Raw genomic sequence first — 11,922 nt, forward strand, 5'->3', positions numbered from 1 at the left:
GACGCAGGGCGCGCGTGTGCGCACACCCGATCAATGTTAAGGGCACGACGCATGCACGGTCAAGCGTCGGCCGCGACCCGCTCCTGCGGCTCCTCCTCCGGCTCGGCTCGGGCGGCCTCGAAGCGGGACGCGACCGCGATCGCGTCGCAGAGCGCGAGCAGCAGCGCGGCCGGTGCGACGAGCGGCACGTCGAGGTGCAGGAGCGCCGCGCGCCGCTCGCCCGGCACCGTCACCCAGTAGTCGACCGCGAGCGCCGGCGTCGCGCCGTCGCCGTGCGGCGCGTCGCGCACGACCGGTCGGCGCAGGACGCGGGACCGGCCGGCGTCGAGCACGCGATCGTCGGGGCCCGGAGACGCGGTGCCGCCCGCGCCCTCGTGCGCCGCCCGCAGCACGAGCGGCACGAGCGCGGCCATCACCGCGTCGGGCTCGACCGAGGCGGCGGTCGGCAGCGGCACCCCGCGGTAGACGGATGCGACGGCGGGCAGGGGTACGTCGGACTCGAGCGCGACCCCGACGTGCACCTCCGCTGCGCCCGCCGCCTCGGAGCGCTCGAGCGCCGCCTCGAGCCGCTCCCGCAGGGCGATGCGGAGCGGTGCTCGCTCGTCGCCCCGACCGAGCAGCCGAGCCGCGAGCTCGCGGATCCGCTCGCGTGCGCCGGGCTCGCCGACCGGCAGCCGCACCCACTCCCCCGGCAGCCGCAGCACGAGCCTCACGCCCCGCTCCCGAGCAGCAGGACCTCGCCGCCCGCGGCGACGGCGCCCTCGACGGGCACTGCCTCGAGCGCCGCGCACACATCGATCGCGTGGCGCACGCCGTCGACGAGCCGCTCGAGCGCGAGGCTCGCCGGCACGCCCGGCCGGGTCGAGCGGAGCGCGTCGACCGCCGCGCGCACGACGCGGCCCGCCGCATCCGCCCCCTCGTCGTCGACGAGCAGCGCGACGCGCAGCGCGCGGCTGCCGGGCAGCCCGTCGACCGCGATCGTCGCGCACGCCGAGGCGACGCCGTCGATCGCCTCGAGCTGCAGCTCGAGCCCGGGCTCCCTCCCCGTCGCGGCCACGTCAGCGGCCCCGCTCGAAGATCGACGCGTGCGCGAGCTCGACGCCGACGAAGAAGCGATCGAGGTCGTGGAGCGCCATCCACGTCGCTGCGGGTCCGGGTGCATCGCCCTGCTGCTGCATCGTCACCTGGTACGCGAGGCCCTCGTGCGGCACGAGGCCCGTGCCGGGGGGCGGCGGCACCCGCACGCTCAGCCGATTCGGGTCGCCGCTGAGGTCGAGCTTGCCGGGCGCCTCGGCGAGCGGCACGGGGTCTGGCAGCCCGTCGCCCGCGTGCTCGAACGACAGCACCGGGATGTGGGTCGGGATCGACGCGTCGTCGACGGGGGCGCCCGCGACGATCACCGCGTCGACGTCGTAGAGGGCGGTGAAGGCCGGGTCGGCCGCGAGGTTCGCGGCCGTGATGCCGCCGAGGCTCCAGCCCGAGAGCAGCACGCTCGAGCCGGCCGGCACACCGGCCTCGGCCATCGCCTGCACGACCGCCCGCTCGAGCTGCGTGGGGTCGACGCCGAGCTTCGCCGCGACATCGGAGTGCACGTCGTTGATCGACGAGGAGCCGGGGCTCCACACCTGGGTGCTCGGGATGCTCACGCGGTAGGCGGTCGTGCCGTAGGCGCCGGTCACGGCGGTGACGGTGATCATCGTGGAGGCGCCAGGATCGTGCTCGCCGGGCGCGCCCGCGTGGGCGTCGGCCGCGCGGTTGTCGGCCTGCAGCCTCGCGAGCAGGTCGCCGGCAGTGCCCGCGGTGCCCGCGCGCGGCTCGCGCGCGCCGCTCCACAGCAGCACCGGCGTGCCCGCGTCGCCCGCGATGAGCCAGTCGACGACGCCCGGCAGCGAGCCGTGCAGCCACGCGATCGTGCCGCGCACGATCGCCGCGTCGATCGAGCCGGTCTCGACGAGCGCGCGGACGAACGCCGCCGCTCCGCCGTTCGCGACCCACGTCACGACGAGCGCGAGCGCGACACCGGCGAGCAGTGCGCCGACGAGGCCCGTCGCGGCGAGCGCGATCGCGAGCGCCGCGGCGACGAGCGCGCCGATCGCCGCGAGCACCGCCGCGCCGAGCCAGGCGAGCGCGTCGACGACCGCGTCGCGGATCGCGTCGAGGAGCCCCGAGACGGCGCCCCGCACATCGTCCCACCACGAATCGCCGATCGCGGAGTGCTCGATCTCCGCGCGGATGCGCGCAGTCGCCTCCTCGGCCGCGCGCCGCTTGCGCTCTGCCGCGCCGCGCCAGTCGGCCTCCGCCTCGGCCCGCCGGCCTGCGTGCAGCTCGGCGAGCGCGAGCTGCTCCGCCGCCGCCCGCTCGAGCGGAGCGGCCTCCGCGGCGGCGCCAGCGAGGCTCGCGAGCCGGTCGCGCTCGGCGAGCGCCTCGAGCCTCGCGGCATCGGCGCTGCGCCACTCCTCGATCGCCCCGTCGGCGCTCTGCTGGGCGGCGCGCAGCTCGTCGGCGTAGTCGACGAGCGCCTGGCCCGTCACGCGGTAGCGCGAGGTCGCGGAGCCCAGCTGGCCCGACACCTCCTCCGCGCCCTCCCGCACCCGATCGAAGGCGCGCGCGACGGTCGCGTCCTCGTCGCTGATGGCACGCAGGTGCTCGATCGCCTGCTCGATCGCCTCGGCCGTGCGGAGGTAGGCGTCGCCGTGCCCCTCGACGGCCTGCCACTGCCCGCTGAGCTGCTCGAGCGTCATCCGGCCGCCAGCTGCCGGTCGGTCTCGCGGAACCCGGTCGCGATGCCCGCGATGCGCTCGGCGAGCGCGTCCGCCGCCTCCCGATGGCGCTCGCGGTTGTCGTCCCAGGTGTCGGCGAACGCGAGCACGCTCGCTGCCAGCCCGTCGTGCCCCACGGCCTCAGCTGCGGCGGCGCTCGTGCGGTCCGACGCCGCGAGCTGCCGCGTGACGAAGCCGAGCTCGGCGACCGCTGCGTCCAGGTCGCCGTAGGTGATGCGGATGTCGGCCACTGCGCCTCCTCGTGGGGCCGACGCTACGCATCCGCCGCCCGGGGAGTGAATGGGCAGGAGTGCCCATCGACAGCAGCCGTCTCGCGAGCGAGGGGTGCCGGGGATCAGGGCTGCGGGCGCCGCCAGCGCAGCGTCGAGACGCACGCGTCGAGGAGGATGCGCTGGCCGTCGACGAGCGGATCCTCGACGTCCATGTCGACCGGCCGGTTGATAGTCGCGGTCAGCTGCAGCGCGCGCCTGCGCTGCGTGCCGGGGACGGGCGTGAGGTAGACGACGGTGAGCACCCGCAGCGACTCGCCCTGCACGGTCTCGAGCCGGTCGCGCTCGAAGCGCACGATGCGCTTCGAGTCGTCGAGCGGCGCCGCGTCGTACTCGAGGATCGCGTGGCGCACCGCCTCGTCGAGCGTGACGTCGGGCTGCGCGCGGCGGATGGAGGCGAGGATCGACGACGACAGCCACAGCGTGTCGTCGCCCTCCTCGGTCGGCGTGAAGAAGGCGACGACGTCGCTGCGCTGCATCGCCTCGAACGAGTCCTGGAGCATGCGCTTTGCGTGCGCGTAGAGGTCGGGCCGGTGGGCGCGGAGCATGCGCTCGCGGATGCCGGCGGCCATCGCATCGTGCGTGGCGCGATCCGGCGCGTGCCGCGCCCAGCCGGGCGGCAGCTCGAGCTCGAACTCGGGGTCGGGCGCGGCTCCGAGCTCCGCGCGCAGGTCGGTCTGCTCGCTCATGCGTCCTCCTCGGTCATGGATGTCCGGGCCTCGTCCGAGCGGGGCGCGGTCACTGCGCGCGCTGCTCGGCGTCGAGACGGTGCAGCGTGCCGAGCTCGGCACGACGGGCGCGCTCGGCGGTGCTCGGCTCGAGCCTGCCGCGCTCGGCGAGCAGGGCGATCGCCGCGTCGCGGTCGTCGCGGATGCTCCGCAGCTCGTGGTCGGGGATGCCCGCGAGCACGGCGGCGAGCGCGTCGCGATGCGCGCGAGCGTCCTCCGCGGCGGCCGTGACGGCGGCGGCGCCGCGGCCGAGGGCGAGCACGAGCAGGCTGAGCACGAGGCCGAGCACGCCGGCGACGAGCACGGCGCTGCGCCACCCGCCGACGCCGGCGACCGACGCGAGCGAGGCGGCGGAGCCCATGACCCACCAGCTGAGCGCGGCGAAGACCGCCGTGCCGAAGCCGAGCAGCAGCAGCTGCCGGTCGCGCAGGCGCGGCCCGCGCAGCCACACCACCGCGGCGACGACCTGCACGACGGCAGCGACGCCGAAGCACGCGCCCGCGATGGGCACGGACACCTCGCCGTCGAGGCGGTGGTAGCCGAGCGGGTCGCCCAGCAGCGCGGCGAAGCCGATGACGGGCGCGATGACCGCGAGCAGGAGCGGCAGCAGCAGCCAGAGGCCCGCCATGCCGCTGCCCTTCGCGCCCGCGACGCGCGCGAGCCCGGCGCCGTCGTCGCCCATGTGCTCGAGCGCGGCGGGGTGGCGCTGGAGGGCGTAGGCCTCGAGGATGCCGAGCCGCGGCTCGGCGGCGGCCGAGAGGTCGTCGGCCCACGCGAGGGCGCTGTCGTGGCGGAGGCTCACGCCGCGCCTCCCAGGCTCCAGCCCGCCTCGTCGGCGACGAGGCCCACGGGCGGCTCGGCGCGGAACGCGGAGCCGTCGGGCCGCTCGAGCTCGATGCGGTCGACGAGGTCGAGGAGCGCGGGCGCCGAGAGGTCGGCGACCTCCGCGACGGTCGGGTCGATCGAGAGCGCGAACGCGGCCTCGCCGTCGTCGAAGGCGAGCACGGCGACCGCCGCCGACGCGCTCGCCTCCTCGAGCCGCACGCGCCCGGTGACCTGCACGCCGGGGCCGAGGGTCGAGCTCTCGATCGGCTGCACGGCCGCGCCCGCCGCGTGGAAGTCGGGCAGCGCGGCGCTCGGCACGACGCGCGCGCGGACGATCGAGAAGACGGGCAGCGCGACGGGCCACAGCTGCCACGAGAGCAGGTCGTCGGCCTCGCGGCGGTCGAGCCCCGCTCGCAGCAGCGCCGGCACGGCGCGGTCGAGGTCGTCGCTCCAGCGCTCGCCGAACGCGGCGCGCAGCGCCGCGGTGCGCTCGGCGACCCAGTGTCCGTCGTCGGCGCCGAGCGGCGGCATGCCGAGCCAGCCGGGAGCGGCCGAGCTCGCGGAGATCCGCCACGTGGCCGTCACCGATCACATCCCTCGTCGCTCGAGCGCGCCTCGATCACCAGACGATGTCGAAGGCGGGCACCTTCTCCTTGATCGTCTCATGGCCCGTGAACTTCGAGATCCAGCCGTCGTACTTGAGGGGCACGGCGAACAGTCCGTGCATGAGGTCGGATGCGGTGGCGAGCGCCGGCAGGACGCCGGTCGTCACGTCGCCGAGCTTCTCGAAGGCCGCGACGTCCTTCCCCGTCATGAGGCGCAGGAACACGTCGCCGAAGCCGTTCGGGTTGTTGCCGGTCGCGAGCTGGCGCAGGCTCCCGAGCGCGCCGCTCGCGCCGCGGCCGTGGAAGAGGTAGGCGAAGCCGAGCTCCTTCGCCTGCGAGCCGGCGTTGCGCCACGCGGTCGCGCCGAGCACGCCGCCGAACATGTCGTCGGCGAAGCTGAACTTGCCGCTCGCGATCTTCCCGAGCTTGCCCCACGGCAGCACGCCTGCGATCGCGAGCCCGAGCTGCAGCCATCCCGCGTCCCCGCGGATCTTCTGGTAGATCGTCAGGCCGAGGGCGACGAGGCCGATGATGCCGCCGATGAGGGCGAGGATCGGGCCGCCGAAGATGATCGCGAGGATGCCGACCGCGAGCCCCGCCCAGCTGAGCGCCTTCTGCAGGCCCGCGACGAAGCCGTCGACGTTGTCCCAGAACCCGTCCTCGACCTTGCCCTCGAGCACGTCGCCGATGCCGCTCGCGGCCGACTCGAAGGCCGCTTCCCACGTGTCGTAGTCGGCGTCCCAGTAGCCCGCCTCGTCCTCCCACGCACGGTAGGCGGCGAGCTTCGCGGCGTCCTCCTCCGCCTGCTGCTCGGCCTCGGGGCTGTCGGGCTCGGGCTGGAACCAGCCGCCCGTGCCGCGCGGCTCGACCGAGCCCGGCAGCGCAGAGAACGTCGACCACAGCGCTGCGCACGTGTCGACGTGCGCCTTGATCTTCGGCTGCACGTCGGCGAGCGCCTCGCCGTAGGCGACGAGCACGGGGCCGGTCGGCTCGTAGAGCTCGCCCGCTTGCCGGAGCAGCCCGTGAGAGTCGCCGACCACCTCGCGCAGCTTCGCGACCGCGAGGCCCTTCTGGCCGTCGGCGCCGCTCTTGACCTGCTCGAGCGTCGCCGCGCTCGCCTTCATCGCCCGCCCGAGCGACGCGATCGCCTCGCCGCGCGCCACGATCCCCTCGGGGTCGCCCTCCACGTAGTCGATCCAGCGGCCCCTCGGCGACTGCGGTCCTGCGTGCATCGTCGTCTCCTCGTCGTCCCGGTCAGCTCGCCGCGTCCGCGGCCTCGAGCTCGAGCGAGGCCTCCTCGTCGAACTCCGCGAAGCCCTCGAGCACGCCCTGCACGTGGTCGCGCACCTTCGTCATGTCGCGCGCGAGGTCGACGCGCTTGTCGTTCCAGCGGCTCTCGAAGTCGCCCGCGCCCGAGCGCAGCTCCCACCGGCCGTAGGGGGCGCCGATCGCCGCCTCGAGCTCGCTCGACCGGTCACCCGCGCTCTCGAGCTCGACGATGATCTCGTCGAGCTGCTGCCGCAGCGCGAGCAGCTCGTCGAAGGTGATGAGCACGTCATCCATGTCTCTCCTCGAATCCGTCAGCGGCCGCGCCGCTCCTGCTCCTCAACGTAGGCGGCGGATGCCTCGAGGGCGATGGGGAGGACTCCCCCACCCGCTCGGCTCGCGGCCGCGGACGCCGAGAGGGGCCGGCCTCGCGGCCAGCCCCTCTCGAGCGGTGGATCAGCTGCCGGCGAGCTGCTCGTCGAGCGACTGGATCGCCTGCATCATGCCGCGCAGCGCCTCACCCATCTCGGAGATGCCCTCGATCGCCTTCTCGAGACCCGACGTGAGCTCCTCGTAGCCCTCACCGAACTTGCCCGACGCGTGCTGCGTCTTGAAGTCCTCACCCAGCAGGGTGTCGACCTGACCCTTCAGGTCCTTCAGGACACCCGAGATGTCCTCCTTGCCCGTGTCGAGCTTGCCCGCCACGGACTCCATCTCTGCATACGATGCGCCGAAATCGCTCATGGATCTGATCCTCTCGAGGTCTGGTTCGCGGACCCGCTGCGGGCCGCTCTGGAGCCAAGGTACGAAAGCGCGCCTGGGGACTCAATGGGGAGGAGTCCCCATGGGTCAGCCCTCCGCGCCCACCGACGCGGCCTCGGGCTCCGGCGCCGAGGACGCATCCGCCGATGCGGGCGCCGGCGGCCGAGCGGCGTCGTCGGGCACGAGCGGCAGCTGCACGGTGACCGCGCGGCCCTGCTGCACGAAGATGCCACGGCCCTCGGGGAAGTCCGAGCGCTTGACCTTCGGGAACGGCACCTTGAAGACCGAGTCGCCGTCGTACGCATCCGGCTTGAGCACGATGCCCTTGCGGCCCGCCTTGAAGTCGCCGATGAAGCCGAAGCCGCCGGTGACCTGCGTGACGTCGGCGTCGCCGATGAGCAGGTGGTCGCTGCGGTTGATCGCCTGGAAGAGGCCCTTGAGCGCGCGCTCCGCGTCGGAGTCGGCGAACTGCGGCACGTTCTCCATCACGATCATGATGCGGCCAGGGATCGACTCGTCGGCGACGATCTCGGCGAGCTCGGTCGCGAGCGCCTTCGCGTCGTCGGGCCTCGTCGCGCTGCGCACCCACGGGCGGAAGTCGGCGAGCACCGAGCGTCGGCCGGCGAAGTGGAAGAGCTTGACCTCTGGATCGAAGCGCTCCATCGCGATGACGAGCGCCTTCATCGCGTTCGTCTTGCCCGAACCGGGCGGGCCCGCGACGATGAACGTGCCGATGGGGTCGAAGTCGCGCGCCGCGAGCGTATCCTCGGCGACGCCGATGACGGGGAAGTCGTCGACGCGCGCGGGCAGCTGCCCGAGCTCGAGCCGCGTGGGCAGCGCGCCGATCTCCTCGACGTCGCGCACGCCCTGCGCGCGCAGCGCGTCGGCGAGCTGGCCCATGAGCTTCGTCTGCTCGGCGACGTTCGGCGTGCCGCCGAGGGTCGCGACCTGCATCTCGAGGCCGTCGATGATCGCGCGGCCGGGCGCCGACTGGTCGTCGAGCACGTCCTTCGGGGCGCCCACGAGCATGTAGCCCGACTCGTCCGAGAGGCGCAGCACGACGCGGCGGGACACGTTCGAGCTGACCGCGGTCGGCACGGCGCCGGAGCGGTCGGCGGTCGCGATCGCGTGGATGCCGAGCGGCCTGCCCTCGCCGAGGATGCGCATGAAGACCTGGTAGAACGGCGAGCGGGCGCTCGTCACCTCCCAGTCGGCCTTGAACTGCGGGAAGTTGTCGAGCAGCAGGAAGATGCGGGTCGCGTTCGGGTCGACGAGCTCGCGGTACTCGGTGAGGCTCGCAGCGTTCGCCTCGGCGAAGGCCTTGCCGCGCCGGTCGAGCTCGCGGCCGAGGGAGCGCAGCAGCCGCTGCACGCGCTCGGCGTCGTCGCCCGCGATGATCGAGCCGACGTGCGGCAGCTGCTCCATCGACTTGAGCGCCCCGGAGGCGAAGTCGAGCCCGTAGACCTCCGCGCTGCCGAGCTCCGGGCGCATCCCCGCGGCGATCCCGATGGTCTTGAGCAGCGTCGACTTGCCGGAGCCCGAGGTGCCGTAGACGAGCATCGAGCCGTCGCGGTCGGGGTGGAAGTAGACCGGGTCCTGCCGCTGGCGCTCGGGGATGTCGGCCTTGCCGAGCACGATGCGACTGTCGCCCTCGATCGCGAGCTCGCGCAGGTCGACGGTCGTCTCGAGGTCGTCGAGCCACGGCCGGCGGGGCGCGGGGATGCCCGCTCGCTCGGTCGCGCGGATGAGCGTCGAGACGATGCGCTTCTGGTCGTTCGGGCCGAGGTCCTCGTCGTGCGAGTCGGACTCGGGCGCCGCATCCGGCTCCCAGCGCTGCACCGAGCCGAAGCGGAGCTCGGCGACCTTGACGTCGGCCGCCTTGACCTCGTCGGGACGGGTCCAGCCGCCCGCGTAGGCCGACTGGAACGGCACGAGCCGGCCCGGTCCCGTCTTCGCGATGCCGCGGCCGGGGATGGAGGGCGGGAATGACGCCGCCACGGGGTCGTCGACGACGTCCTTCGAGTCGGATTCGTCGGCCATCCGGAGCGCGACGCGCAGGTTGGTGTTGGCTCGCAGGTTGTCCTTGATGACGCCTGCTGGGCGCTGCGTCGCCATGATGAGGTGGATGCCGAGCGACCGGCCACGCTGCGCGATGTCGACGACGCCGTCGACGAACTCGGGAACCTCTCCCGCGAGCGCCGCGAACTCGTCGATCACGAGCACGAGCGCGGGTGGCGTCTCGGGGTCCTGGCGCTTCTCGAGCTCGAGCAGATCCTTCGCCTTCTTGCGGTTGAAGAGGTGCTCGCGGTGGTGCAGCTCGGCGCGCAGGCTCGTGAGCGCGCGGCGCACGAGGTGGGGGCTCAGGTCGGTGACGAGCCCGACGCAGTGCGGCAGCTCGACGCAGTCGGCGAAGGCCGAGCCACCCTTGTAGTCGACGAAGAGGAAGGTCACGCGGTCGGGGCTGTGCGCGCTCGCCATGCCGAGCACCCACGCCTGCAGGAACTCCGACTTGCCCGCGCCGGTCGTGCCGCCGACGAGCGCGTGCGGGCCTTGCGTGCGCAGGTCGAGCGTCATCGCGTCGCTCGCGCCCTGGCCCATGATCGCGCGCAGGTTGCCGGCCTTCTTGAGCCGCGGCTTCGGCTCGCCCGAGCGGTCGAGGATCGTGTTGTTCTGCCGCCAGCGGTCGATGACCGCGTTCGGGTCCTCCGCGAGCTCCGGGCCCACGAGCGAGAGGAACATGACGGAGTCGGGGATGTCGGAGGAGTCGTTGATGACGATGCTCGCGTCGACGACGGGCGCGAGGCGCTTCGCGAGCATGTCCATGTACTCGCTCGAGACGCCCTCGACCTTGACGCCCTCGTACTCGACGCCCGATCGCACGGTGCCGACCTTCGCGTCCTCGAGGCCGGCCGAGACGTCGATGTAGCTGCGGCACACCGCGGGCAGCGATTCGACGGTCGGCGCGACGAAGACGCCGTAGATGCCGACCGCGGCGCCGCGCTCGAGGATCTGCGTGAGCCGCGGCCGGTCGACGGGGGCGTCGTTCGTGACGACGAGCACGACGGAGGTCTGCACGCTCGTGACGGTGTCCTTCGCTGCGCGCTCGACGTCGGAGCCGTAGCGCATGGGGTGCCAGTCGTCGTCGAACGGCGTCTTGCGGTCGGCGGCGGCCTGCTTCGAGCGCCCGAGCACGAGCTCCTCGAGCGCGCTCAGCAGCGCGGCACCCGCGGTCGCCGAGTCGGCGAGCGGCATCTCCTTGAACGGGCTCGTCTCGCTCGTCGTGTGGGGCAGCCACTTCATCCACTCGAGCTCGCCGGTCCACTCCGCGTCGCAGATCGCGACGGTCACGACCTCGTTCGGGGCGTGCAGTCCGTAGAGCTGCACGGCCATGCCGCGCAGCGCATCCGAGGCGAGCGACTTCGGGCCCGCGATGCCGATCGAGCCGACGGTCGCGAACGACTCGACGATCGGCACGTCGTCGACGTAGCGGTAGCGCTCGCGGAGCCGCTCGACGCGCTCGATGTACTCGGGCAGCCCGTCCTGCGACTCCTCGTCCTTGATCGAGTTGCGCGACTCCGCGCGGCACGTGCCGAGCCGCACCGAGAGGAAGTTCCAGTGCTCGGGCCTGCGGGTCCAGAGCATCGGCCCGAGCCGCATCGCGTGCTCGAAGACCTCGGCGACGGGCGGCACCTCGAGGCCGCGGATGCGCTCCTCGACCGGCTTCTCGCGGTAGAGCGTCTCCTCGAGCTCCTCGTAGCGGGTCTCGAACAGCTGCGTCTCGAGCTTGCGCTTCTGCCCGTTCTGGGTGCGCATGTTGACGAAGTTGCCGAGCAGCATGAGCGGCGTCATGAGCGCGATGAGGATCGAGCGCGGGTTGTTCGTCATCGCGAACATCGCGCCGGCGAGCAGGATCGGCGTGACGAGCATGGGCCACGGGAAGATGCGCTCGACCATCTCCTTCGGCAGCCGCGGGCCCTTGTAGGCGGTGCCGGGGTAGCGCGCCTCGACGCGCGGCGAGCGGTTGAACATGAGCGCGCCCCCGCGCTCGAGCACGGGGTCGGGGCCGGAGGCGTCGAAAGCGCCGACGAGCCAGACGGCGAGCGTCGAGTCGCCGAGCGTGAAGGGCGCGCCGGGCACGACGCGCAAGCGCGAGACAGGAGCGCCGTCGACGATGACGCCGTTCGCCGAGCCCCGGTCGACGACCTCGATGTGCGTGCCGACCTCGATGCGCGCGTGGCGCTTCGAGACGAGCGGATCGGCGAGCACGATGTCGTTCGCCGCATCGCGGCCGATCGAGGCGTGGCCGCGGCCGAGCTGGAACTCCTGGCCCGCGAGCGGTCCGGCGATGACCCGCAGCACCGCGATCGCCTCGAGCGCGCTGCCCGCGGGTCCGCCGCGGCGGCGCGCGTCGGTGCCGAGGTTGACGACCTGCGTGTGGAAGCCGCTGCCGATCGGCGCCTCGGCGATGAGGGCGTCGGGCTGCAGCTGCACGAGCTGCTGCTCGGTGGGCGGGGCGACGGCGAGCGAGAGGGTGTCGCCCTCGGCGAAGGAGATCGAGCGCGCGGGGTCGGCGAGCGCGATCTGCCGCGCGACGTCCTCGACCGTCGCGGTCGAGTCGGCCGTGATGACGACGTCGGTCGCCTCGGTCGTCGGGCGGTGCAGGGTGAGCTTGACCTTCATGCGTCGT

Annotated in this window: 11 protein-coding genes; all 11 read right to left on the reverse strand. The window is 73.5% G+C overall.

Features of this window, described 5'->3' with window-relative positions:
• Positions 1-59: 59 nt before the first annotated feature.
• The 11 genes from JSQ78_RS07210 to JSQ78_RS07260 all read right to left on the reverse strand — a co-directional run bounded on the left by JSQ78_RS07210 (position 60) and on the right by JSQ78_RS07260 (position 11,915).
• Positions 60-713: a hypothetical protein gene (locus JSQ78_RS07210; protein WP_211446703.1), complete on the reverse strand. Its 654-nt coding sequence runs from the start codon at positions 711-713 to the stop codon at positions 60-62.
• Positions 710-1,057, reverse strand: coding sequence for a hypothetical protein (locus JSQ78_RS07215; protein ID WP_211446705.1), 348 nt, complete (start codon positions 1,055-1,057; stop codon positions 710-712). Before JSQ78_RS07215 ends, JSQ78_RS07210 begins: the two co-directional genes overlap by 4 nt.
• 1 nt (position 1,058) lies before the next feature.
• Positions 1,059-2,741, reverse strand: a complete 1,683-nt coding sequence (locus JSQ78_RS07220; RefSeq protein WP_211446707.1) for a hypothetical protein — start codon at positions 2,739-2,741, stop codon at positions 1,059-1,061.
• Positions 2,738-3,010 carry a hypothetical protein gene (locus JSQ78_RS07225; protein ID WP_211446709.1) on the reverse strand — a complete coding sequence of 91 codons (273 nt, stop codon included), beginning with the start codon at positions 3,008-3,010 and terminating at the stop codon, positions 2,738-2,740. The genes JSQ78_RS07220 and JSQ78_RS07225 overlap by 4 nt, the downstream gene beginning before the upstream one ends.
• A 104-nt stretch (positions 3,011-3,114) precedes the next feature.
• On the reverse strand, positions 3,115-3,738 hold the full coding sequence (locus tag JSQ78_RS07230; RefSeq protein WP_211446710.1) for a hypothetical protein: 624 nt from the start codon (positions 3,736-3,738) through the stop codon (positions 3,115-3,117).
• A gap of 49 nt (positions 3,739-3,787) precedes the next feature.
• On the reverse strand, positions 3,788-4,579 hold the full coding sequence (locus JSQ78_RS07235; RefSeq protein ID WP_211446712.1) for a hypothetical protein: 792 nt from the start codon (positions 4,577-4,579) through the stop codon (positions 3,788-3,790).
• The gene (locus JSQ78_RS07240) at positions 4,576-5,187 is read right to left on the reverse strand and encodes a hypothetical protein (protein WP_211446714.1); all 612 of its coding nucleotides are present in this window, start codon (positions 5,185-5,187) and stop codon (positions 4,576-4,578) included. The genes JSQ78_RS07235 and JSQ78_RS07240 overlap by 4 nt, the downstream gene beginning before the upstream one ends.
• 34 nt (positions 5,188-5,221) lie before the next feature.
• Entirely contained in the window at positions 5,222-6,439 is a 1,218-nt protein-coding gene (locus tag JSQ78_RS07245) for a hypothetical protein (protein ID WP_211446715.1), read from the reverse strand.
• A 22-nt stretch (positions 6,440-6,461) separates the two neighbouring features.
• Positions 6,462-6,770, reverse strand: coding sequence for a hypothetical protein (locus tag JSQ78_RS07250; protein WP_211446717.1), 309 nt, complete (start codon positions 6,768-6,770; stop codon positions 6,462-6,464).
• A gap of 159 nt (positions 6,771-6,929) precedes the next feature.
• Positions 6,930-7,217 (reverse strand): WXG100 family type VII secretion target, encoded by a 288-nt coding sequence (locus JSQ78_RS07255; protein ID WP_021010516.1) that lies wholly within the window; start codon positions 7,215-7,217, stop codon positions 6,930-6,932.
• 105 nt (positions 7,218-7,322) lie between these two features.
• A complete protein-coding gene (locus JSQ78_RS07260; protein WP_211446719.1) occupies positions 7,323-11,915 on the reverse strand; it encodes a type VII secretion EssC family protein in 4,593 nt (1,530 codons plus the stop codon).
• Positions 11,916-11,922: the final 7 nt, after the last annotated feature.

Source organism: Agrococcus sp. Marseille-Q4369, assembly GCF_018308945.1.
In the GTDB taxonomy this organism is placed as follows: Bacteria; Actinomycetota; Actinomycetes; order Actinomycetales; family Microbacteriaceae; genus Agrococcus.